We start from the raw sequence: 25,431 nt of genomic DNA on the forward strand, positions 1-25,431 counted from the left end.
AATAATTTCTTTAACTACTTCATAAGCTCTTTTAGCTTTCCTTTTTGATTTCGTCATTACCACAAAATCATCAGCAAATCGCACCAGTTTATACCCTCTTTCTGTCATTACTTTATCGAACTCATGCAGAAAGATATTTGCCAGCAGTGGCGATATTACGCCACCCTATATTATCAGCCACGTTTTAGGTTATCACCAATCGCCCCCTCTGACATATTACTACTGAGGTTATGGTGTTTCTGACCTATCACCTTTGAGATTAGATTTCTCCCTCCGGCTACCAGCCTGACCCACTGCTTTAAGCAGTGTTTAAACCATTAAAATCTGTCTACCACTCCTGTATTATCTTCAACTTCGACTGCGCTGGCTGTCCTTTGCTAAACTGGCTTTATCCTCCTGCAGGTCACCCTGTTATCTAAGGACCAGTCATCATAGCTACTATTGACGCCATCTGAACTCTGTATCTACTTTATCTTGGTTTTCCCGTTCAGGTTATACCGCGACTTACTAAAACTAGTTTTAGTTTTAGACAAATACAGAACTCCTCCGGTCAATTATTCCATCTTTCTGTCATTCCAACCCTAATCACATCTGCAAATCCAGCCTAGATTGCATGGTTGTTATGCCGGCATTGAGCTTCTTCGATTTTTTGGCGAATCGCCATTTACAGATGCCACCTCTGGTTCACATAATGTTTTGGACTAACAGCACGTCTCAGACTCTTCAGATTCCACCTCACGGTGAACACCCTGTCACTGTTGACTTCTACATGATACATGCCACAACATAGATAGGACTTTCACCTATTATCAGAATAATTTACGGAGCACACAAAAAACAAACCTGCCCGCAGTTTCCCCGGACAGGTTTTTTGTCTAGTCATTATTTACGAGGAGGCCAAATGCTTCCTGGCTGCCGTTGCTCTGTATATAAAATTCCGAACCAGCTGGAATTTTTTCTTCTTCACCTTCTACAAAATAACCGGCAACTACACCGGGAAGTCCAAAGAGTGCTGTTCCCAGCAGACTAGCTCCAATAGCAAGCTTTTGTGATTTATTCTCTTCCTGTGCCTCTTCATTTAATTCAACAGAAAGATAATTTCCATCCAGCTGCATAAGTTTTTTAAAACTTATTTTAATATCACCATCTTTACCCATTTTACCGGCGGATTTTATATCAGATACCTTCAGATATCCTTTCATGCCAGATGGAATTACCAGGCTGTCTTCTATAGTAATATCATTAACTACTTCATAGGGAATAAGCTGACCTGTATAAGACTGACCAGAGTCTATACTTTCGAGCAGTTTTATTCTTATCAGCTGATCATCAGGAATAGTTACCTTTTTAACCGGTATTTCTTTACCACTTATACTCACCTTATATAAATTTTTTATTCTGTCCCAGAGTGGACCTTCACCTTTTGTACCGGTTATCATCATCTCCAGATTTTCCAGCCGCTCTACAATTGTACCTCTTCCCACTCTGCCGTTTAAAGACCAGCCAACTGTATTGAGTAAAAAGAGGAGTGATGGCTCACCTTCTGAACTTATCATCACATCATTTATAATCTTTTCTGCTCTTTCTACAATAGAACCCGACTGTTTTTCACTATAAACTGTCTGCTCAATATCTGCTATTCTCTTCACCATCGGTATATTCTGAGGACTACCATAGAGAAGTTTTTCTACTTCTCCAATTTGTTCTAAAGGAATTATACCTGTGGCTGCAGTCGAGGAGACAGCAGTTACAAAACTTAATACAAAAATTAAAAATACAACAAAAAATGACTGTCTGAAAAAATTCAAATAACTTCACCTTCCCTATTAAAATTTAATTTCAAATGCTGCCTTAATATTGGATTCATTTTCTTCAGATTCATCTTCACTTTCTGTTACCTCATACCCAAGAGAAACTTTAGCCGCTTCATTTAAATTAACACCCAGACCAATATTCCAGGAGCTTTTTTGTGTATTTAGTGCAGATTCTATCTGAGCTGGATCAAGCAGCTTATATGATGCACTAAAAGTTGCTAGATCCTTAAAATCAAGTTCAATACCTGTTATCTGCTGTTTTACATTATTGGCTGTATCCAGCTGAAAGTTAGCCCTTATCGCTCCCAGGTCATCTGTAAAACTTACACCAAATATGGTGGAACTGCCTAAATAGTCTTCAAATTCATTGTTGCGTATATAATCAGCAGAAACAGTTATTCTATCATTTGTCTGATAGGCAATACCCAGACTCTGCTTCCTGTTTAATTCTTCATTGTAAACCGCAGTTTTATTCCCCAGTGGTGGTTCACTCTCGGTTATACTTCTTTCTAAAGGCTCAAAAGCTGTCTGCTCTATATCAAGACTGCCTGATTCCGGCATTGTAATACCATTTACATCCCACCATTCCCGACTGGCCAGAGAATATCCAGCTCTTATCAATGTATGGGAATTAACTGTATATTGAATATTAAGGTCTGTTTGAGTTTCAAGTTTATTATCATCATCAATCTCTTCACTATAATCTGCATCCAGCATAAGGTTAGGAAGAAGATTTAGCCCTTCTTTCATAGTTCTGCTCATGTTTTCTCCTGTCAGATCAAACGGTTCAGTTTCAACTTCTATTTCATCCACATTTATATTACTGTCAAACATAGATGCAATACCAAGCAGCTCTTTTCTTCCTTTATCCGAAAAAATTTTATCTTCTTCATCAGGCAGGTCGAGAGTTTTTAAATTCTTTTCAGCAGCTTTATCAAGTTTTTCAATATTTTCAGCTAATACACAAGAAGAAAAGCTCAGCAGCATTATAATCAGCATAAATATAACTGTTTTTTTCATCTCTCCCCACCTCCATTTAATACATATTTGTACATATTAATTATAACAGAAAAGGACAAAATTATCCAGAGAATAGTACAAAAGAATAATTTTAAAGTAATATTTGATGTGTCCACAAAAAGGGTATTTGCGGAACATTAGGCATTTTTCGTTAATCAATCTTAATGAGTAGAGACGCAAATAACCTTTTTGTGGGAGAATCATATTTAATTACTTCAAAATTAGGCACTATTCATCTGTGAGGGCAGACAAGCCCATCGGGTTTTCTTTTAATAAAATCTATAACTATACTGGCTTTAAGCCGGACACCATCTATTGATGCAGTTCTTTCGCCAAAATTATCACAGATTATATTGATATAATCAACACCATCTTAATGTGATATATTAAGTTTAAGTAATTTGATTTAAATTAAAAGTTATAAACTAATCCCAGATTATAGGAAAAACCATTACTGTACACATTACCTTCTTCTTCATCCATTAAAGCCCCAGTTTGCAGTAATCTCTTTTTCATAACCAACACCAAATCTGTAGCTTATTCCATCCAGGTCATATTTCTCATGATTTGGAGTCGGATTATGATCATTTACAGGGTCAACGGCCAGTAAATTATTTACTAAAATATCACCTTCAAAATCCTTTGTTTTGCTGCCATTATATACCCCTATTCCTCCACCAATAGTCCAGTTCTCATTAAGTTTATAATCTGCCATACCAACTATTCCATGCAATTTAACATCTATTTCTCCACCATGTTTCTGTAGTTTTCTTGATGAAGGACTCTGCATTATCGCTTCTCCCTCTACTGTACCAAAAATATATTCATATCTAATCTCTGTCGTCCATTTTTCATTAATATTTTTTCTTCCACCTAAAAATAACATTGGAACTTTTTCTATGTTATCCATTTCTTCTGTATTGACACCCTTATTTAAAACTTTATTTAAATTATCAATAGATTCATTCCAAACATCGAGGGTGGTATTTGTAATAGCCAATCCACCTGTCATTTCCCAGTCACTTTCTGCCTGTACTGTCACTGCAAAACTCCCAATAAACAACATAACCATAATCAATAAAACAATTGAACACTTCACTTAGAATTTCCTCCTTTAGTTTAATTTACCATTTTATTATTTTACACACAAAAAACCCCGAGGGAAATCCCCCGGGGTTCTTATCTTATTTGTTATTGTAATCATTTTTCTTTTGCTTGTCAAGTTTTGCAAGATATTTTTCTGCAATTATCACCGCTGCATAGTCATCTACGGGTGTTTTGGGCCGCCAAGAAACAAATTTGTGCAGCAGTTTCTCCAGCCTGGACTTGGGCTTTTCTTTAATATACCTTGCTTCTGCTTCTTCTGTGGTAGAACTTTCATCTATTATATGAATTTTTATATCTTTTTTTATATTGCTTATCTTTTTTTCTATTTTTTCTGCCTCTGTCCCATTTCCCAGCACTATCTCATCTATTCGGTAGTGTTTAAAAATCGCCTTTAAATGCTGACTCAATCTGTCGGCTGGAATTATCAACTGCTCTTTTACACCTGTAGTACTGTCAACAACAGCAACTCCAACCTTATCTTTACCGGGATCAACAGCTATAATCTGTTTATTCATCTCAGTCGATCTCCTTAATATTAAAGTCCAAATTGTTTGTCAGCCTATCTACTCTCCAGATATCCTCTGCAGCTCTGATGCTGACTTCTACCCTACCAGACATTGACTTGATTTTATTTAATATTTCATAAAAGTAGCTGAAGTTTATACTGCCAACCTGTCCGGAATTATTTGGCAGAAGGCCCTGGTTTATAGCCTTGTTGTTAACCTTATCCAGCAGAGCTTCAAGTTCTGCTTCTATCTGGTCTGGTGACTGATCTGCATCAATCTCCCTGCTCACAATAAGCTCATTTTTTTCGAAGACTATAAAATCCTCATTAAGGAGAAAATTGGCATAAAGCCAATCGTTTTTGGGAACATTGACTCTGGCTACCAGACTTACTATTACCCTGCTGCCTGGATCCATATTATATATAATTCTCGCTGCATTTAAAATATCCTCTGTCTGCAGTCTGAGAGCCATACCTGTCTCTTCATTTATCTCAATATCCTTCTGTTTTGCAACCTTATTTGCTTCCTGCAGATATTTATTCAGAGCAGAAATTGTCTCCTGTTCACTGCGCCCACCTTCCATGACATCGGTATAGATAATATCACCTTTTTGATAGACCATCTCCTCACCCATATAGTAAATGACACCTGCCTGAAGCTGGCCTGCCAGTTCTTTTAGCTCTTCATAATTAGCTGTTAAATTATTTATCTGCTCCTGAAGATCAGCTACTTTTTCCTCCAGACCTTTCCGCTGTGTATCCAGCTCTGATACTCTTTTTTTGAGGTCATCTCTGTTTGCCTCCAGCTCTTTTATCTCAGCTGCTGCCGTTTGTAAATTGCTGTTGGCTTCTTTCAGCTCCTGCTGCAGATTTTCCAGTTTTGCCTGAAGCTCATTGCGCTGTTTTTCCAGTTGATTAAGTTCTTTTTCACTTGCCTTAATTTCCTTATCTTTCTGCTGTATTTCCTGATCTTTTTTTTCTATAAGGGCATTTTTCTTATTTATTTCCTGCTGTCTTTTTTCTATTTCACTTTTTAGAGAGCTGAGCTCACTATCTCTTTCTGCAAGCTCTTTGTTTAGATATTCGAGCCTGTATAAAACATCATTAATATTAAATAATGCCTGTCTCAATTCTGAATAAACCGAAAGCAGTATAGTTACAGATATAAGTGCGATTAAAATTCCGGTAACAATAGTAATAATTATAGATGAATAGCGCGGGCGGAGACCAAAAAGTGAAACGCGTTTTTTCCCCATCTTCATACCTATTCTGTCGCCCAGATAGGCTATCAGTCCACTCAGAAAAGTAACAAGGACTAAAATTAATATACCATTCACCAGCCTCCACCTCCTCATTTAAGTTCTGGCTGTTCTGTAAATCATATAAGTGCCAAGTAGGAAAATTACAATATTCTGAAGCCAGGCCCCAAACCATGGTGGAATAGTTCCCTGACTTCCGAGAGCATCTCCCACTGTCATCAAACTGTAATAAATAAAAATAATGATAATACTTATTCCAAATCCTGTTGCAGAACCACCAGAACGCTGTGGCTGAATTCCCAGTGGAGCTGCCAGCAGTGCAAATATAAAGCTGGCCATAGGAATGGCAAATCTCTGATGCCACTTCACTCTTTCTTCATAGGCTTCCTTTCCCTGCTGCTGCTGCAGATCAATATATTCCTTAAGTTCTCTAATATTCATATCATCTATTCTTTTACCTAATTTGGAAACTTCCACCGGTGTATGAATAGCCTCTTCCAGCCTATATTCTGTAAACATCAGAGCTGGAGATCTATTTTCTTTATCCAAAAAATATATTATACCATTTTTGAAGTTCCAGCCATTTTCCAGCCAGACAGCACTATCGGCTTTGAGGACACTCTGCGGACTGCCATTATCAAAACTCTGTACAACAACATCGCTCATAGTTCCATTATCAGAATCAAATTTATGTGCATAAAGAATATAATCAGGTCTGCCGCTTTCATTATCAAGTGGAGTTAAAAAAAGATCATATTGTGTTTCCGGCCGTTTTTCTCCATGTTTGAATTCATATATAATCTGTTCTACCCGGTAATTTGCACCTGGCACCACAAATTCTGTAATACCAATTGTAAAAGCACTTGTTACAAGTCCCATTATCAAAGCCGGCAGTATAAGTGTAAAAATACTGATACCACCACTCCTCATAGCTGTTATTTCACTATCTCCAGAAAGACGGTTAAAAGCCATTATTGTACCAAGCAGGGCTGCCATGGGGAAGGTAAGTACAATAATTTCCGGCAGACTCAAAAAAAATAACTGTATAAGAGTAAGTGTATCAACACCCCATTTTGTATGATATTCTGTTAAGTCAAAAATAAGATTGGTTCCCACAAAAATTCCTGTAAAAGCTGCCACACCAAAGAAAAAAGGTGCAATCAGTTCTTTATAGATGTATTTGTTAATTATTTTCAAGAACATGCACCTCACTCTATATAGTAAAATTATTACCCAGATAAAATTTTCTTGCCAGCTCACTTTCTGCAATTTCCTGCGAACTGCCGGAAAGGAGTATTTTTCCCTGATACATAATATAGGAGCGGTCAGTGATAGAAAGTGTTTCCCGCACATTATGATCTGTAATCAGCACTCCCAGACCCCTTTCTTTGAGGTAGTTTATTATAGCCTGAATGTCATTAACAGCAATTGGATCTATCCCTGCAAAAGGTTCATCAAGAAGTATAAATGACGGTTCAGCTGCCAGAGCTCTGGCAATTTCTACCCTGCGCCGTTCTCCACCGGAAAGTTGAAATCCTTTTCTATTTTTTAAGTTTTTAATATGCAGCTCATCCAGCAGCTCATCTGTCATTTCTTCTATTAATTGTTCAGAAACATCCTGATATTCAAGAATGGCTTTTATATTATTTTCTACGGTCATTTTGCGGAAAATGGAGCTTTCCTGCGGCAGATAACCTATACCAAGACGGGCTCTTTTGTATACCGGCAGATGAGAAATTTTTTTGTCATCAAAAAAAACTTCCCCTGCATCTGGCACAATCAGACCCAGAATCATATAAAAAGTTGTTGTCTTACCAGCACCATTTGGTCCCAACAATCCTACTATTTCTCCTCTTTTAAGGTCTATATTCACCTCATTAACCACTTTTTCTTTGTTGTATTCTTTAACCAGACCTTCTGCTTTAACTGCCATCTGATTTTTCCTCCTGAGGAAAGACCACTGTGGCCTGTCCTTCCATATTAACTTTTTCTTCTACCAGGTCAACAGTCACTTTTTCTGCAGAAAATTTCTGGCCATTTCTGGTACCTTCTACATTACCTTCGAGTATAATTATTTCTCTATCCATATAATAATCTATCTTTTCCGAATAGGCCTGCAGATTTTGATAATCCAGATAGGTGTTTTCCCTTACTTCTATCTTTTGTTCAGCTCTGTAGACATCTATTTTATCACCTTTTAGATGTGAATCAGGTCCCAAAATTTCCGGATTTTCTCTCAGATGAAATACTTCTTGTTCTATATTACCATAAAGCAGATCTGAATAAGCCTCATAATCAAGATAAAAGAGTTCTACTTCATCTTCAAAATGAATATCACCTGTGGTCTGATCATAGCTCCCTCTGCCGACAGATCTAAGAGTGATATCATCATAAATTAATTCCACATTACCAACTGCAGTAAAAGAATAGCCTTCACCAGTAGGTATAAAGTCCAGCTTATCTCCGCTGAGTTCTCTTTCTGCCGATACTGAAAAAACAGCAGCTGTCATTATTAAAAATGTAAATAAGATGATCAGGCATTTATTCTTCATTTCTGCTCTCCTTAAAATTTATTACCGCTTTTTTCTCTTTACTGCGGAACAGTTCAAGATCTTCAATATTCAGATCAGACTTAAATCTGTGTCCCTTCCCTACAAAGTTTGGACCGTAGATTTCAACATCTTTTTTTCCTTTTAAAATATCTTCTTTAAGATCATATACTATTTCCATACAGTAAATAGTATACTTATTTCTATCAAAGTCCACCGGACCCTTAATATTTAAAATTTTATTATCAGTATAATAAACTCCGCTTTCACCATCCATAATATAAAGGAGTTCCCCTGTATCATCATTATATACCTCAACATGAACAGGTTTCAGCTCCATAAGTTTTTTTTGACTGTAATTTTTTAGATCTTCTGTCTGCAGTTCAAGGCGGTGACTTTCATCACTGTCATATACTGTAAAAAAAACTTCTGCCAGCTGCTGCTGTGGTTTTTCCGCTTCCTTTTCTATTTCGGGCTGACTGCTCATAGGATCCTGCCTTAAGCTGAAATAAATACCAAAAACAGTAATTAAAATCAAAATTATGGCTAAAATAAATCTGCTGTTTTTCAACTGTTATTTAAGGCCCCCTTTTTTGACAACCAGTTCAGCTGTCCGCTCAACAGCACCTCCACCACCGAGCTTCTTTCTTACTTTTTTAAGTCCATCACATATCTTATCTAATTTGTCGGGACTTTCTATAAACTCAGCAGCTTTACTGTAAATATTATTTACCGTAAAATCTTCCTGTACAAATTCTGGCAGCAGCTCATAGCCGGCAATAATGTTCGGCATGCCAATATGGTCAATTTTAAAAACTTTCTTTCCCAGCCAGTAAGAAGTTTTACCAGTCTGATAGCAGATTATCATGGGAGTATTTAAAACAGCTGCTTCAACAGTTGCCGTTCCAGAAGCAGTTATAATAAAATCCGCCCCTTTCATGATCTGATAGCTGTAGTCTTTTACAGTTTTAATATTGGAACCTGCTTCCATTTGATATTTCTCTATCATCTCTTCAGCAGCTCTATCAGCTGCTGCAATAACAAAATTAACTCTATCATATGTTTTTTTTAGCTTTTCTGCTGATTTAATCATTTTACAAAGCAGTCTATCTATTTCCGATTTTCTACTTCCGGGAAGAATGCCAATTAAAAACTCATCTTCTGCACAGCTGAGTTCAGCTCTGATCTCTTTTCTGCTTTCATCCACTTTAACCATATCTATCAGTGGATGGCCGACAAAAGTAACTTCTGCCCCTGCTTTTTCGTAAACATCCCTCTCCATAGGAAAAACAGCAGCAATTTCGGTTCCATATGCTGCCATTTTATCTGCCCTTTTTTTGCGATAAATCCAGGCAGTTGGTGGGAAATAATCAACAGCTGGTACACCAAATTTGCTGCAGGCTTTTGCCATTCTCATATTAAAAAATGAATAGTCAACCAGAAATACTACATCCGGTTTTCTTTCTTTAATCAAATTTTTCATCGTTTTTAAATTTTTTAGATGGGTCTTTAAATTCTTTACTGCCTCCATATATCCAATTGTGCTTACTTCAGTAGGATCTATAATAATTTCTGCTCCAGCTTCTCTAAGTCGGGTAGATCCCATACCAAAAAATTCACTGTCCGGGACTATATCCGATATTTTTTTCACTACCTCTGCCGCATGCATATCTCCAGATACTTCACCGGCAGATACCATTACTCTCCCCATGGTATTATCAGTTCACCTTCTTCTGTAAAAGAAGCGGCCACTACTTTAAGACCACCTTTTTCTGCCCTTAGGCAAAATTCTTCTTTATCAAGCAGAAAGGTTTTTCCTGCTTCAATTATCAGTCCATCTGCCCCTGCTTCAAGCAGCAGATTGAGTGTTTTTAAACCAACAGTCGGTATATCAACTCTGATATCCTGCTGTGGTTTGCTTGCTTTTGCCATTACTATTCCTCTGCCGCCGAATTTAGCAGCTCTTTTGATGGCTTCATCTGTTCCTTCAATAGCTTCAACAGCCATAACTGCTTTATCTTTAACAAGAACAGTCTGGCCGATATCCAGCCTACCCAAATTATGGGCCATGTTTAATCCATATTCCATATCGGCAGCGACTCTAAAATCAGGCTTTTCTGAAGTAATAAGACCTGCTTCAGGCAGCATATCTTCCAACAGATATGACTGTGGTAATACATCAATTCCTTCTTTTATGAATTCTTCAACAACTGCCCTCATTATTGTATCATCATTGTAATCTTCAAGTTCGGACAAAATAACCTTCATTCTGTCATCCAGACTGATACCGCTAAAAAGATGCGATTTCCTCACCTTACCAATCATTAGAACTTTTTTGATATTATTATTATGAATGAGTCCGATCAGCTTATCAATATGGCCGATATTTATACTTACTGTTTCTAATGATAGGTCAGCAAAGGATACTGTCTCTTCTTCAGCAAGTGTAAATACAGCTATGTCCAGCCCTGCTTTAGTTGCTCTTTCTGCCCACACAGCAGGAAGTTCTCCCCAGCCTGCTATCAGTGCTATTTTTTCCATATTTTTATCATCCTAACGACAGATACCGCGCTGTACATTTCTCAAAAATCTCAAAAAATGTTCTATTTCTTCACTTGCATCAAGCTCCTGATCCATCTTTTTAATTGCTTCATCTATATTTAGTTTTGATCTATACAAAATTTTGTAGGCTTTTTTGATTTCTCTCCTCAGTGCAGGTGTTACCCCATTTCTGCGCAGTCCTACTACATTGATACCATTTACTCCAGCTGGATGACCATCTACAAGTACATATGGAGGCACATCTTTTACAACTTTGGAATGTGCACCTGTCATACTCATTTTTCCAATTCTCACAAACTGATGAACTCCTACCATACCAGAAATTACTACATTATCTTCTATGATAACATGTCCTGCCAGATTGGTGGCATTAGACATTATAATATGATTTCCTAACTGGCAGTCATGGGCAACATGACAGTAGGCCATAATTAAATTATCATTTCCAATTCTTGTCTCCCCACCACCTTCAGCAGTCCCCCGGTGAATGGTCACATTTTCTCTTATCACATTTTTATCACCAATAAAGAGATAGCTTTTTTCCCCATCAAATTTTAGATCCTGGGGTTCCAGTCCTATTGAAGCTCCATGAAAAATCTTGTTATCTTTTCCTAGCGTTGTCCATCCATCAATAACTACATGTGGTCCTATTACAGTGTTATCACCTATCTCTACATGTTCTCCAATAATAGAATATGGTCCTATCTCTACATTTTTTCCTAATTTTGCTCCTGGTGCAACTACCGCTGTTTCGTGAATATTTCCCAGCCTGAGTAGTTTTGCTTTTTGCCCTGCTTCAGCCAATACTTTCGCCTCCTTTTCCTCTATTCTGCTTCAAAAGCAAACATTAGTTCCGCTTCTGCAGCCAGCCTGTCTTCAACATATGCTTCAGTTCTTACTTTAGAAATTTTACTGCGAAGTCTCATTACATCAACTTTTATTACCAATCTATCACCAGGTACAACTGTTGTTCTAAATTTGGCCTTATCTATACCGGTCAAATAGGGATATGTCTCTTTCATATCTTCAAAACTGTAATAAATTAAAACACCAGCGACCTGTGCCATTGCCTCTACTATTAAAACTCCAGGCATAATGGGATGGTCTGGATAATGACCCAGAAAAAATTCTTCATTAATTGTTACATTTTTTATACCTACAACGTGTTCTCCCTTCTGCAGTTCTTCTATCTTATCTACCAAAAGCAGTGGATAACGGTGAGGCAGAATAGAACGTATTTTATTAATATCAATAATTTCGTTTATATCACCCAATTTTTTTCTCCTCCTCAATCATTTTTTCTCTTATCAGTGCAGCCAATTCAACATGCAGGCTGTGACCTGATTTAACAGCAATTATATGCCCCTCTATTCGTCCATTCAAAGCCATATCTCCCACAATATCCAGAACCTTATGTCTGGCAAATTCATTTTTAAAACGCATCGGATTTATCGCTTTTTCATTACCAATCAAAACAGCATTATCCAGGCTTCCACCAAGTGCAAGTCCATTTTTATGCAGTCTTTCTATCTCCCTTTCGAAACCAAATGTTCTGGCCCGGCTTAGATCATCTCTAAAATCATCTTTTTTACTATCATATTCAAAAAAGCTTGTCCCTACAGCAGGATGATCATAATCCAGCGTATATGATATTTTAAATCCATCATATGGTAAAATTGTAATATAGGAACCACCATTTCTGGCAAACAAAGGTCTATCTATAGAAAATACAAACAAATTTTTTTTCTGTTCTTTTTTGCCTGCTGACTGCAGAAGATCGAAAAATGGTGCTGCACTACCATCTGCAACAGGTATTTCAGGTCCATCAACTTCTATCATAAGGTTGTCCAGATCTGATGCCCAAATTGCTGCCATCAGATGTTCAACAGTACTGATTCTCACATCTGTCTTATCTTTTCTCCCCAGAGTTGTACATCTGCGTGAATCTACAACTGAAGAAGGTTTTACCTTCAAATATGGCTTCCCCTGCAGATCCATTCTCCTAAAAATAATACCGCTGTCTGCCGGAGCTTCTTTTATCTTAATATATGCGTCAGCACCTGAATGAAGTGCTATTCCTTTATAATCTATTTCATTTTTTATCGTATGCTGTCTGTTTTTTTCTATAAACAAATGCTTCATCCCTTTCAAAAAAGAAACCTTTCAATATTATATTATATATTTATATCTTTTATAATTCAATAAAATATTTAAATTAATTGTTTTTTTCCAGTTCAGCCAGCTTTTTTTCCAGATTTTTTACCCTTTCCTGTAGATTTGGCAGCCTGCGGAGTAAAGCTCTTTCTTTTAATTCCTGTCTGTGGTTCTGGGCTGGAGCTCCTGATATAAAATCTCCTTTTTTGGTATCTGAAGTAACCATGCTTCTGGCTGCTGCTGTTGTTTTTTCCGCCAGAGTGATATGTCCTACTACTCCAACCTGGCCGGCAAGTGTTGTTCTTTTTTTAATTACTGTACTACCAGAAATTCCTACCTGAGCAACAATTAAGCATTCTGGCCCTATTTTTACATTATGGGCTATTTGGACCAGATTATCTATTTTAGTTCCTCTACCTACAATCGTTGAACCACTGGTGCCTCTATCAATGGTAACATTTGCTCCTATCTCAACCTCAGATTCAATTACAACATTACCAAGCTGTGGGATTTTATGATGTCCCTCAGAATCACTTGCATAGCCATAACCATCAGAGCCAATCACTGTAGAAGCCTCTATGGTAACATTATCTCCTATAATACTTCCTCTCTCAACAGTAACAGTGGGGTGAAGCAGACAATTTCTGCCGATCTCTACATTCTCAGCTATTACTGTTCCAGGAGCGATAACAGTACCCTCACCAATAACAGTATTTTCTCCAATAAAAACACCAGGATGAATCGACACATTTTTACCAATACAGGCTGTTTCTGCTATAACAGCTTTTCCGGATATTTTCCCATTTTTATAAGGTGTTTTAAAAAATAGTGAAGCAATTTTTGCATAAGCGGTGCGGGGATTTTCTGTCAAAAGAAGCGTTTTTTCTGTTTTAAATTCCATTTCATCCGGCACAATAATAAGATCTGCCGCTGAGTTTAATGCTTTTTTAAAAAACTTTTTGTTATCGGCAAATGTTATAGAGTTTTTCTCTGCTTCATCTATCCCTCTGGCAGAATTTACTCTAATATCCCTGTCTCCTATTATTCTACCGCCAACATAATCTGCTAATTCGGCTGCGGTATATTCTGAATTTTTTAACTCACTGCTGCTAACTTTCAACTTCAACTTTCCCCCTTAAATTTTTATCAAGCTCCATAATAAGTTGATCTGTAATATCAATTCCACCACTGTGTATAAATCTTTTGTATAAAACCACATTATAATTTTCTTTTTCGGCAATAGTATTAACCTTTTCTTCTATGTTGCGGCTGATCTTATTTTCTATATCATTTTTAAGATCCATAAACTTTTTATATTTTTCTTCTGCATCACCACTGGAGTTCTGCAGTTTTTTACCTTCAAAGCTGAGTTTATCCTGCAGTGAAGAAGCAAAACTACTTTCATTTAAAACTCTTTCTAAATCCACTACTGCTATTTGTTCCGGTTTTTCCAGAAAAAATCCCAAAAATAAAGCAGTTAATGCTATAAAAATTGCCGCTGCTTTTCGAATGGACATTATAATTTCACTCCTGTCTGTAAAAAAATTTATCTATCAAAATTTAGAAATATTTTTTTAAAGATTTTTCAGCCAGTTTATTTAAATACTCGGCTTTTTCTTCTGTTTTAAGATTCATAGACCGCCTCTGTTCTGCAATAAAATTATTGAGCTCTTTCTGCAGTCTAGACTCATGTGCCGCAAGTAGGCGGCTGTGTTCTGCTTTAATATTTTTCTGAAATTCCAAAAAATCCTGATTATAATTGTTGATAAGGACATTGGCTCTCTTTTCTATCTCCTGATTATATTTCTGGTTTTTCTGCTCCAGAATCTCATTCTGTTCTTCTCTTATTTTCTGAAGTTCACTTTTTAATCTCTCCACCTCATCCTGACCCTCAGCAACAACCTCAATTTTTATTCTCAAATTTAATATTTTATTATAGTTGTTTAAAAGAATCTGACTGTCACGACTTTTATATTTCTGTTTCAGCTCTGTCCTCAACTCCTCTAAATCTTCCATCAGTTTTTCTTCCAGCTCCTTTTCTTTCTCTGCTGTCTGTTCTTCATAATCTGCTGCAAGAAAATTTCTGTATTCATTCAGGCGGGCCTCATATTCTTCTCTTTTGCCTCTGATTTTCTCTATATGATTTATTGTAATAACAGATAGAGCAGAGTCTATAGCCGCCTGCATCAGTTTAGAATTTCTCTTTTTAACTCTATCTTTCATCAAAATCTGAACTTCTTTTCCTTCTGCTTTTTTCTGCATAAGTTGAGCAAATTGATCATCAGAATTTAAAGTTTCAGGTGCTGATGGTTTACCAATCTCCAGTGTTTTTAGATATATTCTCTCCTCTTCAACAGCTGGGAAAACAAATATTATCAGGAAGGCAAAGATGAGTCCAATTATACTGGCCGTCAGAAATCTAACAGTAATCATATGTTTTCCAAAATTTCTCATCTCCACCACCTCCACCTATATTTTTGCTGGGTTTTTAACTTAAATCGGCAAAATTTAACTCATCTGACCAAACTATCTGAAAAACAAAAAGATGGTTTTGTAGAGCTTAATTCTCTTCACTGCTTTCAGCTCTGTTTTCATCATTGTCTACAATATACTTTATTACTTCATCTGTCAGATCATAACCTCCATAAAGAACATTTCTCTTTTCCAGTACAAATTTGACCTCGTTTTGCTCAGCAACAGCTTTTATTGAGCTGTCTATTTCTTTAAGCAGATCTGACAGCAGCTTTGATTCTACATCTGTAAGCTGCTGCTGATATTCCCTCAGCATACTCTGCAGATTAGATCTTTCCACATCAGCTGACTTCTGCTCCATTTCCTGCTGCAGCTGAGAGGCTTTTTGATTGAGAAAACTCTCTGCTTCTTTTCTGAACGGGTGTGCATCAAATACAGCTTCCAGATCAACATATGCTATTTCTCCCTTATATTTACTGTCCAAAAAGATATTTTTTACAGGTACTAAAGCAGAAAGACCAGCTGCAATAAGCAGAATAACAGCAAATACTATTATCCATACATTTTTTCCCCATTTCATATTTCAAAATACCTCCTGTGATTACTGAATTATCGACTATTTAATTTATTTGTACATTTAATCTGTTCACCTATTTTTAAAAAATAAATACTGCTGTTATAGCTTTAGATCGTTCTCGGTCTTAATTAATTCAGACTGCAGATTCTAAAATGTATTTCCTATACTGAAATGAGGCATTCCATCTCCATCTTCATCCCAGCCGTAATCAAGCCGCAGCTGTCCAATAGGTGTATTCATCCTCAGACCAACACCTTGACCATAAAACATGTCTCCCAGATCAATATTATCTCTGTCATCCCAGGCGTTTCCTGCATCTGCAAATATTACACCACTGAAGTTATCACTGACCGGAAATCTGTACTCTAAATTAAAGAGCAGCATATTATCCCCTGTAAATGATTTGTTTTCATAACCGCGGAGTGATTCCGACCCACCAAGTTTATATTTTTCGGAATAAGGTATTTCTCCAGAATCAGCATAACCCAAACCTGCCTTCATTCTCAGTGCCCAGGCCTGTCTACCTTTAAAACCGGGGAAAAATCTCCTCATCTCCAGATTGTATTTTGTGAAATCATAATCTCCACCGAGAAAATTACCGGCATATTCTGTAGACAGCATATCAATACCACCATGTCTTGGATTGAACGGATGATCTGTTGTATCACGATTAAAGGCCAGTCTAATTGAGCTAATAGAACCGGATTCATTTACCCTATTGACAAGCGGATCTTCTTCTTCCCAGACCGTTTCTGTATCTTCCAGTCGGTATCTAATAGAAGTTCTCCATTCTTCGGTAATGGGATAGCCAAAGGTAATACTACCACCTTTATTATTTTCTTCATAATTATTACCATCAATATCTTCACTTTCAATATTTTCATCATAGACACTAAAGCCAAAAGATAATTTGGTGTTCATTAGCCATGGTTCATAAAAGTTCAAAGAATAAGTTGTGTTATCACCAAACTGCCACCTCAGTCCTATATTCTGTCCATTTCCAAAAAGATTTTTCTCACTGACATTTACAAAACCAAGCATGCCATCTTTTGAGCTGTATCCGCCACCAAAGTTGAGGCGACCTGTTTTACCTTCCGAAACTTTTATAATAAGATTTACCGTATTTTTATCTCTGTCAACGCTCTCCAGTTCTGGATTAATTTTATCAAAATATCCCAGCCTGTATAGCTTTTGGTATCCCTTCTGTATAACTTTAATATTTACAATATCACCTGATTCAACAGGCATTTCTCTTAAGATTACTCTATCATCTGTCTTTGTATTTCCTTCAATTTTTATTTCATTTATATAGCCGGGATTCATTTTAATACTTAAAATCCCCTCTTTGGATATGCTTACATCTGTATAGCGGAACAGTATATATCCATTATCCTGTGCTTTCTCCTGAATCTTTTTTAGATTTTCATTCATTTTCTTAACATTAAGTACTGTCCCCATTTTTAGGTCCAGCATTTTTTTTAATTTTTCCTCTGAATAAACATCCGCATATCCACTGAAGTTAATTTCCTTTAAAATCGGATTTTCTACAACTTCGAATATAACATGCAGTCCATTCTGATAGTTTTCAAATGTAATATTCACATCAGAAAAATAGCCCATATCATAAACTGCTCTCATATCTTTACGCAGTTGATCCTGATCAAGTGTATCTCCCACTTCTGTCACAACATTTGATAAAATTTCGAATTCACTTATATTTTCATTACCTTCAACACTAATTTTCTTTATTTCATCAAAAGGTGACTGTGCAGCCACAGATGGTGTTATAGCTACCATTAGAGCCAGCACAAGTGCTGCCATCATAGATATCTTAAAATAATGGTTATGCCTCATAATTTGCCTCCTAAATATAATTGGATTCTAAAATTCAAAACCTGTTTCTATACTTATTCTGTATTCGTCATCACCAAGCCAGCTCCCTTTAAGCTTTGTTTTCTCTGTAAGCAGATACTGAAAAGACCACTCCCGCTCACGTTCATCTTCGGTAAAAATAGAAGCATATTCTAAATAAAATTTATCTGATAAGTTTTTTCCTAAATAAACTGCAAACTCTCTCTCCAGGCCGTACTGATAGGTATTAATTTCCAATCGGTCCAGAGAAAGTGCAGATTCCATATCTGTTTCCAGCCTATCCACCACATCTGTCTGAAAGGCTGAATTTACAATACGTATTAATTCCTGCCTGATTACTGACTGCACTTCTATTTCTTCTCCAGTAATAGCAGAACCAAGTGCTCCCCTGCTTGTCAGGAGATTCAAAATCTCCTGCTGACTCAGTTCAGGACTGGAACTGAAGGTGGTCCGCATATTATCTACAGGTCCATCTAAATTAACTGTAATTTCTGTCCTACCGGCAAAGGTTCGGGCCAGGATCTGCAGAGAAGGAATATCATCTTCAGCAAATGGAGTAAATGTTAAAGTCCCACTCTGAAGTTCAAATCTATTGCCATAATAATTGAAGACTCCTCTTTCTGCAGTAAGTCTGCCTTCCATCCTCAGATCACCATCAGCCAGAAAAAGTCTCAAACTCCCACCAGCCACTGTAACATCAATATTAGGGTTTTTAACTCTGACATTTTTTCCAGGTGTTATATTTAAATCAAGTCTTATCTCAAAATTGTTTTCCCCACTTGAACCACTGTTGTGCGGCCACTTAAACGGAATACCAACTATAAAATCATAGGTTTTTAGATCACCGGAAACAAGTGGATTAAGCAGAGGTCCTGTCATTGAAATATCAGCATCAAAATTCCCTTTAAGTGAGCCTACATCAAAGTACAGCTCTTTTCCATTAAGATTTAGATTCCAGGCTTCATTTCCTCCGGTAAACGGCTTTATAAATCCACTGATTTTGAAATTCCCATCTCCAAATCTGCCGTTTAATGCGGAAATATCAATTTTATCACCCTTAAATTCTATATTTCCGGAATAGTTTTTAATCGGATCTGAAATATTAAGATCCAACTTCTGTCCATTAACATTAAGCTTACCTGACATTTTTGGTGCCAGTGGATCGCCACTGATTTTAACTTTTCCATCTATTAAACCATCAGTACTGTATTTTTGAGAAAAAAGAGACATAATAAGAGCAAGAGGAAATTTTTCTACCTCTAAAGCAGTATTTAGATTATTATCTTTTGGCATATATGTACTATCGACATACATATTTCCACCCTGTTTGATTGAAATATTTTCTCTGGCCGAAACTCTGGAAAAATTCTCAAGAACAATCTCTCCCTCAACTTTTTCTATAGCTGTATCATTTATTTTTAACTGATCTAAATTATGCTCCAACCTTAAAAGTGGATAATCGATACTGCCGTTTATCTGTCCTTCAAAATCGGCCCTACCTTCTGCAGAAATTTTTACTGCAGATCTTTTGTCAGTATAATTGAGCCATATATTATGGCCCTTTATATAAATTTCCAGATTATTATCGATATTTCCATTGAGAGAAAATTTACTTTTTGGAGAATCGGAAAAATTTCCGTCTAAATTTACTGCTGCCTCTGGTTCTAAAACTGTTCCTGTTATATCTACCTCTCCATTAAACAGTATTTCATCCCTAAATGGATCTATTAAAGAAAAACTGCTTAAAATACTGTTAACTGATGCTGAATCAACCATTAATTTAAGCTTTAACTCAGGCAGATCCAGCAGCTTGCTGATCTTTCCTTCTAAATTATAGTTCCCTTCAGCAGCTTTAAAAGAAAATTGGTCAAAATAAAGGCTGTTTTTAAAATATCTAAAATTACTATTCTCTATGTTTAAGTCCAGGCCATAATACTCCATTTCTTTTGAGTTTAGAGAAAATTTTACGGCCGGACTGCTTATCTGACCACTTATATTTCCATCAGCTGTGATAACTCCAGAAAATCCTTCTATATTTAAATAATCTGCAGGTACAATATTATCAATATTGAAGTTTATATCAAGACCACTGTTCAAATTATAGTTTCCAGATGCAGTCAAACTGATATTACCATCTGACACCTTCAGGTTATTGAGATTAAACTTTTCATTTTTCCTAATAACTGCTGCCTGAAGTGTTTTTAGCTCAAATTCGCGCTCAGCTGTCTTTAAAATTGTATTTTCAGAATTAATACTGAAAACTACTTTAGGATCTCTAATATTACCTGACAGATTGAGTTCAGCCTTAAGTTCTCCCGAAAAAGGGAGATCCAGCTTTAAAAAATCAGAAAGACTGCTGTAAAATAAATTTTCTGTTTTAAGTGTAATAGCAGCCTGATTGGCTGATTCGGAAAGAGGTTTATCAATATACCCTCTGCCGGTTATTTTTGCATCATCAACTCTCATTTCAAATTCTTCTATGTTTAATCTATGCTCATTATATTTAGTGCGCAGATTTATCTCTTCAATTCTATAATTTTGATACTCCAAAAAAGGCATTCTGGCCTGCAGACTTATTTCTGGATTTTTAAATTTACCACTAATTCCACCATTAACATATGATAACCTGCTGTCAAATGGTAAAACACCAAGTGAACTGAGTTCCAGCAGAGAGACATCTATTTGAGTTCCTGCATAGCGGATGGCAAAGATTTTATTGGCAAAATCTATACTTCCTATTATATCCAGTTTGCCAAGGGATGAATCAACTGCTGCTTTTCCTAAATAAATTGTGCTGTCTTTATACCAAAATGATGTGCTCAGTTTTACACTGTCATTTAAATTTTTCAGATTAAAATCCAGATTGACTTCTCCAGCAGCCGATAAATCGTTTTTACCATTATATATTCCGCCGACATTTATATCAAAATTCAATTTTTCTCCAGAAATCTGTTTTTTATAATTATCGGGAATATAATTTTGTAATCCCTCAGGTATATCAGAAAGCACTATATTATCTGCTTTAGAAGAAACAAGATATTTGCCTGAGTTAAGGGAATAATTTCCCTGCAGTGATATCTGAGCTGAAGCTGAAATCTGTGCTGAAAAATTATCTACATAAATAACTTTTTCTTCCATCCTTATGCTGGCTGCAGCCTTTTCTATATTTTTATCAAGAATATTAAATTTTTCTGCTTTCAAATCAGCTGTTATAGAAGTTAACTTTTCTCGATTACCTTCCAGTAAAGCTGATATATCGAAATTGCCTTTCTTTATATATTTATTGGATATATCCTCTGGAGAAATATCCTCTGCCTCCAGTTTTAACCTGTACCCACTCTCTTCCATATAGTCAAAAGCAGCAGTAAAAATACTGCCATTAACACTTACTTCTGTGCTGGCCATAGAAGACTTAAGCTGCGGGCCACTGAAAGCCAGCTTTGATTCCGGTATTTCTATATCCAGCTTCTGCTGCTCTAGTACAGCCTTCGGGCTGCTGTTTTCTATATCTGCCGACATAGAAGCACTGTTTAAATTTACTTCAACAGCATATTCTTCTACTGTTAGATTTTTCATCTCAAGAAAAGTATTTATATCAGCAGTTCCATTTAAAGATCGGAGATCTACCCTATAATCTGCATAAGAAAGCTGTTCTGCATTAATATAATCCTCCAAAAAATGCAGGGGTAAATTTCTACTTTCTGCTGCTAGAATTAATTTTCCATTTCTGTAATCTAAAGAAGCCTTCAGTTCATCCAGCTGCAGATCTTTTATCTTATTTTTCTGTCCTAAATTTAAATAATTTATTTCTGCCGTTCCGTTAAAATTAAGCTCAAACTCGGTTGTTTGAACAGCAGAAAGTGATAGACTAAAATTATTAAGCTTAAACTGATAATCTTCCAGTTTGGAATTTAATTTCCCATCACTTATATTAACTACAAGTCCACTAAAAAATTCAGGTAGAACCATCTCCATATCCCTAATCTCTTGATCCTTCTGAATTTCTTTATCAAAAAACAGATTATTAATTTCTACTGCTGGACTTTTGAGTTTAATTAAATCTAGCTCAAGCCAGTTTTTATCACCTGCAAAAAAATTGAAGTGATAGATAAGATTTACTTCTTCAATATCAATATTATTATGAAAGTCATCAGTAAAACTCACTTCAGTTAGATTTATCTTTGTTAAGGGCCAAAAAGAAATTTCTGCAACGGAAATCTCTCCTCCTATAATTTCCTCCAGAAAGTTTATTATATCTTCTTTTAAAAATTGAGGCACTCCTACTGCAATATTCAAAAAATAAACTGCTATAATAAAAACAGTAAGGACACCCAGCAGAAATTTCAACCGCTTATCCATATAAAAACCTCCACCGCAAAAATAAAATGGCTGCAGCCCGGGCGATATACCCGGGCATTTTAACTATTCATTAGAAAGATTAATATTTTTAGGGTTCATCTTTTGCGGATATTTCACCTTCAGAACTTTCTGCTGTATCTTTTTCTTTTATCTCTATTTCAAGATTCAGGCTCCCCTCAAGCACATGATCTGTACTAAAAATCTCCTTTATCTCCTCTTTAGATGAACTCCTGCCTTTTTCTTCCTTTTCAGCCTTTTCTTTCTGCATATTATCTTCTCTTTTTTCATCCTGAACCGTTTTTTCTGCTCCCTCACATTCTGGAGAAGGATAACTGCTTTCTGTATACTCAGATCCATTGTAGGCGGGATAAACCTGAACTATTAAATCATTGTTGTCCGGCTTTTTCATATACTCCTTAAGCATAGATTCAAAACTTTTATGGCCGGCAACTTCTGCTTCATTTAAAGGAGCAGACTGTGTTTGTGTTTCGGCATCTTCGGGCCGGGCAGTCTCTCCAGTGTAGCCTCCATCAATAAATAAAGTTGCCACCCCTTTTTCAACATCGTCCGGCAGTTTGATTGAAACATTTCTGGTAAATACATCGCTTCTATAGGGATGTAGAGTTACTTTCACTTCCACTTCATCACCAGGATAGATTTCGTCATTCAGCACTTTTGCTTCCTGAATCAGTGCCACACTATCAGTTTTTTGAAAATCTAATTCAAGCCTTATATCTATTAAATTTATATCTTTAAAAGGGTTTCTAGCAATCAAATTAAGCAGCTGATAAAAGTCATAAAGTGCCATACTCCCTATATCCTTCTGACTGTAGTACATATTTGTTGAGATTATCTGCAGATCAGGTAACCCTTTGCCCATTATCTTCAGCCTGGAGCGGGCGGTTCCTGGACCAATTCTGTCCAGCGAAGAATCCACAGCCTGAAGGGCTGCACTGTTTGCAAGTGAGGTCAGCAGAAATTCGTCATTAACTATCTGCAGAGAAATCTCCTCTTTAAGCTCATTATTTTCTGATATAGAGATGTGTAGAGGTATAATATGCGGATATTGACCCAGCCTTCCTGCTATACCTGCACCTCTATCCTGTGTAATTGAACCAATCAACCTTGAATATGGTGAACCCAGCTTAAATGGCTGTTCTTCACTGGGAACTATTCCATTAATATACGCCCTGCTGAGCAGATAATCGACCTCACCCCTGTTTGTAAATGGATGACCAAATGCTATCACTTTATTTTGATCAATATATGACAGAGTGCCAATTGAAGCCACATTGATATCACCTCTAACAAGCTGTACAGCGATAGCTTCGCCAGCTTCCGGTCGAACTGTACTTTTATCCGATTCTTTAATCCCATTATTGGGTAATACTTTAAGATTGAGATGGGATAGATCATCTTTTAGCATTTCCAGTGCTCTTCCATTAAGCCCACTTACCATCAATGGTGAGCTACTGGCAGCCAGATTTTTGGCTAAATTTAACCTGCTGTTTTTAAGATCCGTTCTGTTATCCAGATCAGAGTTTATCTCCTCTTCTAAATCAATCTTTTCCAGCAGATCCAGCATATCTTCTACTGGAGTAACAAGACCATAGCGGTGGTCACTAAATGACCAGCCATAGGCTATGGCTCCGACCATCCTGTCATCAATATAAACAGGACTTCCACTCATACCTGCAGCAATTCCACCTATCTTCTCTATTTTATCTCCATATGTTTTGACAAGTATCAGGTCACCACTGATACCTCTGTTTTTCAAAACATCAATAATTTCAACTGGAAATTTTTCTACCTCAGTCCCAGAAAAAACTGTTTTTCCATATCCCTGCATACCGGCTTTAACCTCATTTAAAGGCATAATTTCTTCGGCTGCAGATACTGTTATTGAACAAATGAGCAGTATTATAATAATAAAAAATAAAATCCTTTTTTTATTCAAAATATCAATCCTCTCCTTTATTTTAGGAGGAGATGCTGTGATCCGCGGTTCCAAGTACATCTGCCAGCCTATCTATCTCACTCAACGCCTGTCCTGTTCCTTCTGCAACACAAATAAGTGGTTCATCTGTCACAAAAACAGATACTTCTGTCACTGCACTTATATATCTATCCAGACCTTTAAGCAGAGACCCTCCACCTGTTAAAATAATACCCCTTTCAACGATATCTGCAGAAAGCTCTGGCGGGGTTTTTTCCAGAACCCTTCGGGCTGCATGACTTATATTTTCAAGCAGTTCTTTTAAAGCCTGATAGATTTCATTGGAAGAAATTTCTACATGTCTGGGCAGTCCTGTCATAAGATCTCTTCCTTTAACTTCATATATTCCATCAAAATCTGGAAGTGCACAGCCAATATTAATCTTTATCTCTTCAGCAGTAGACTCACCAATAATCAAATTATAATGTTCTCTTACATATCTTACAATAGCCTCATCGAACTTATCACCACCAACTCTAATTGATTCTCCTGCCACTATTCCACCAAGAGAAAGCACAGCGATTTCTGTTGTACCTCCACCAATATCTATTACCATATTCCCCTCTGCTTTTTCTATTTCCAGTCCAGCTCCAATTGCTGCTGCCACAGGTTCTTCTATTAAAAAAGCTTTTCTTGCTCCAACCTGAACTGCCGCTTCCAGAACTGCTCTACTTTCCACACCTGTTACACCAACAGGTATACATACCATAATTAGAGGTTTGATAAATTTGTTTTTTACACCAATTTTTTTGAGAAAACTTTTCAGCATCAGCTCTGCAACTTCAAAATTCGCAATCACCCCATCTTTTAAGGGACGAACAACCTCAATATTACCGGGAGTTCTCCCCAGCATTTTTCTTGCCTCATCTCCCACTGCAATTACTGTACGGTCATTTGTATCAAGAGCCACATATGATGACTCCTGCAGCAGAATCCCTTTGCCGTGTTCATAGATAATAACTGTAGCTGTACCGAGATCAATTGCAATTTTTTTGCTGAATTTGTTTAGGAATTTCAATATAAATACTCCTCTCGCACATTTCCTTTATTTTCCGATCATTTTATGTTTCAGACATTAATAAAATTCCAACAACCATGTATATTATATTTACAAAAAAAGTCACCAATAAATATTTCATTTCTTTAACATATTATTTCTATAAATGATCGGCAAATCCTGCTGCA

22 protein-coding genes and 1 pseudogene are annotated in these 25,431 nt (G+C 36.6%); all 23 read right to left on the reverse strand.

Annotation, left to right across the window (positions count from 1 at the left end):
- A pseudogene (locus DFR78_RS05685) lies at positions 1–165 on the reverse strand (reverse transcriptase domain-containing protein); the annotation flags it as partial.
- A 710-nt stretch (positions 166–875) separates the two neighbouring features.
- On the reverse strand, positions 876–1,808 hold the full coding sequence (locus DFR78_RS05690) for a hypothetical protein (protein WP_114457877.1): 933 nt from the start codon (positions 1,806–1,808) through the stop codon (positions 876–878).
- Positions 1,809–1,826: 18 nt separating this feature from the next.
- Complete coding sequence (locus DFR78_RS05695; protein ID WP_114457878.1) at positions 1,827–2,834, reverse strand: hypothetical protein; 1,008 nt, start codon at positions 2,832–2,834, stop codon at positions 1,827–1,829.
- A gap of 475 nt (positions 2,835–3,309) precedes the next feature.
- Positions 3,310–3,933 (reverse strand): hypothetical protein, encoded by a 624-nt coding sequence (locus tag DFR78_RS05700; RefSeq protein ID WP_114457879.1) that lies wholly within the window; start codon positions 3,931–3,933, stop codon positions 3,310–3,312.
- A gap of 85 nt (positions 3,934–4,018) precedes the next feature.
- A complete protein-coding gene (ruvX, locus tag DFR78_RS05705; RefSeq protein ID WP_114457880.1) occupies positions 4,019–4,456 on the reverse strand; it encodes a Holliday junction resolvase RuvX in 438 nt (145 codons plus the stop codon).
- Between the two features lies 1 nt (position 4,457).
- A complete protein-coding gene (locus DFR78_RS05710) occupies positions 4,458–5,783 on the reverse strand; it encodes a DUF3084 domain-containing protein (protein WP_233486991.1) in 1,326 nt (441 codons plus the stop codon).
- Between the two features lie 18 nt (positions 5,784–5,801).
- Positions 5,802–6,902 carry an LptF/LptG family permease gene (locus DFR78_RS05715; RefSeq protein ID WP_114457882.1) on the reverse strand — a complete coding sequence of 367 codons (1,101 nt, stop codon included), beginning with the start codon at positions 6,900–6,902 and terminating at the stop codon, positions 5,802–5,804.
- A 16-nt stretch (positions 6,903–6,918) separates the two neighbouring features.
- Positions 6,919–7,638, reverse strand: coding sequence for an LPS export ABC transporter ATP-binding protein (gene lptB, locus DFR78_RS05720; protein ID WP_114457883.1), 720 nt, complete (start codon positions 7,636–7,638; stop codon positions 6,919–6,921).
- Positions 7,628–8,257 (reverse strand): LptA/OstA family protein, encoded by a 630-nt coding sequence (locus DFR78_RS05725; RefSeq protein ID WP_114457884.1) that lies wholly within the window; start codon positions 8,255–8,257, stop codon positions 7,628–7,630. Before DFR78_RS05725 ends, lptB begins: the two co-directional genes overlap by 11 nt.
- Positions 8,247–8,825, reverse strand: coding sequence for an LPS export ABC transporter periplasmic protein LptC (gene lptC, locus DFR78_RS05730; RefSeq protein WP_114457885.1), 579 nt, complete (start codon positions 8,823–8,825; stop codon positions 8,247–8,249). Before lptC ends, DFR78_RS05725 begins: the two co-directional genes overlap by 11 nt.
- Before the next feature lie 3 nt (positions 8,826–8,828).
- Positions 8,829–9,965: a lipid-A-disaccharide synthase gene (gene lpxB, locus DFR78_RS05735; RefSeq protein WP_114457886.1), complete on the reverse strand. Its 1,137-nt coding sequence runs from the start codon at positions 9,963–9,965 to the stop codon at positions 8,829–8,831.
- Positions 9,953–10,795, reverse strand: coding sequence for an LpxI family protein (locus tag DFR78_RS05740; protein WP_114457887.1), 843 nt, complete (start codon positions 10,793–10,795; stop codon positions 9,953–9,955). Before DFR78_RS05740 ends, lpxB begins: the two co-directional genes overlap by 13 nt.
- A gap of 12 nt (positions 10,796–10,807) precedes the next feature.
- Positions 10,808–11,620 carry an acyl-ACP--UDP-N-acetylglucosamine O-acyltransferase gene (gene lpxA / locus DFR78_RS05745; protein ID WP_114457888.1) on the reverse strand — a complete coding sequence of 271 codons (813 nt, stop codon included), beginning with the start codon at positions 11,618–11,620 and terminating at the stop codon, positions 10,808–10,810.
- A gap of 20 nt (positions 11,621–11,640) precedes the next feature.
- Positions 11,641–12,090: a 3-hydroxyacyl-ACP dehydratase FabZ gene (gene fabZ / locus DFR78_RS05750; protein WP_233486992.1), complete on the reverse strand. Its 450-nt coding sequence runs from the start codon at positions 12,088–12,090 to the stop codon at positions 11,641–11,643.
- Positions 12,083–12,949, reverse strand: coding sequence for a UDP-3-O-acyl-N-acetylglucosamine deacetylase (gene lpxC / locus DFR78_RS05755; protein WP_114457889.1), 867 nt, complete (start codon positions 12,947–12,949; stop codon positions 12,083–12,085). Before lpxC ends, fabZ begins: the two co-directional genes overlap by 8 nt.
- Positions 12,950–13,031: 82 nt before the next feature.
- Entirely contained in the window at positions 13,032–14,096 is a 1,065-nt protein-coding gene (gene lpxD, locus DFR78_RS05760; protein WP_233486993.1) for a UDP-3-O-(3-hydroxymyristoyl)glucosamine N-acyltransferase, read from the reverse strand.
- Positions 14,080–14,487, reverse strand: a complete 408-nt coding sequence (locus tag DFR78_RS05765; RefSeq protein WP_114457891.1) for an OmpH family outer membrane protein — start codon at positions 14,485–14,487, stop codon at positions 14,080–14,082. Before DFR78_RS05765 ends, lpxD begins: the two co-directional genes overlap by 17 nt.
- A gap of 43 nt (positions 14,488–14,530) precedes the next feature.
- On the reverse strand, positions 14,531–15,424 hold the full coding sequence (locus DFR78_RS05770) for a hypothetical protein (protein ID WP_114457892.1): 894 nt from the start codon (positions 15,422–15,424) through the stop codon (positions 14,531–14,533).
- A 106-nt stretch (positions 15,425–15,530) separates the two neighbouring features.
- On the reverse strand, positions 15,531–16,022 hold the full coding sequence (locus DFR78_RS05775; protein ID WP_114457893.1) for an OmpH family outer membrane protein: 492 nt from the start codon (positions 16,020–16,022) through the stop codon (positions 15,531–15,533).
- Between the two features lie 144 nt (positions 16,023–16,166).
- Complete coding sequence (locus DFR78_RS05780; RefSeq protein WP_114457894.1) at positions 16,167–17,873, reverse strand: outer membrane protein assembly factor; 1,707 nt, start codon at positions 17,871–17,873, stop codon at positions 16,167–16,169.
- Between the two features lie 27 nt (positions 17,874–17,900).
- Positions 17,901–22,250 carry a translocation/assembly module TamB domain-containing protein gene (locus DFR78_RS05785; protein WP_114457895.1) on the reverse strand — a complete coding sequence of 1,450 codons (4,350 nt, stop codon included), beginning with the start codon at positions 22,248–22,250 and terminating at the stop codon, positions 17,901–17,903.
- 88 nt (positions 22,251–22,338) lie between these two features.
- Positions 22,339–24,207 (reverse strand): SpoIVB peptidase S55 domain-containing protein, encoded by a 1,869-nt coding sequence (locus DFR78_RS05790; RefSeq protein ID WP_233486994.1) that lies wholly within the window; start codon positions 24,205–24,207, stop codon positions 22,339–22,341.
- Positions 24,208–24,229: 22 nt separating this feature from the next.
- The gene (locus tag DFR78_RS05795) at positions 24,230–25,264 is read right to left on the reverse strand and encodes a rod shape-determining protein (protein ID WP_114457896.1); all 1,035 of its coding nucleotides are present in this window, start codon (positions 25,262–25,264) and stop codon (positions 24,230–24,232) included.
- Between the last annotated feature and the right edge of the window lie 167 nt (positions 25,265–25,431).

It is taken from the genome of Halanaerobium sp. MA284_MarDTE_T2 (genome assembly GCF_003337245.1).
GTDB lineage: Bacteria > Bacillota > Halanaerobiia > Halanaerobiales > Halanaerobiaceae > QPJE01.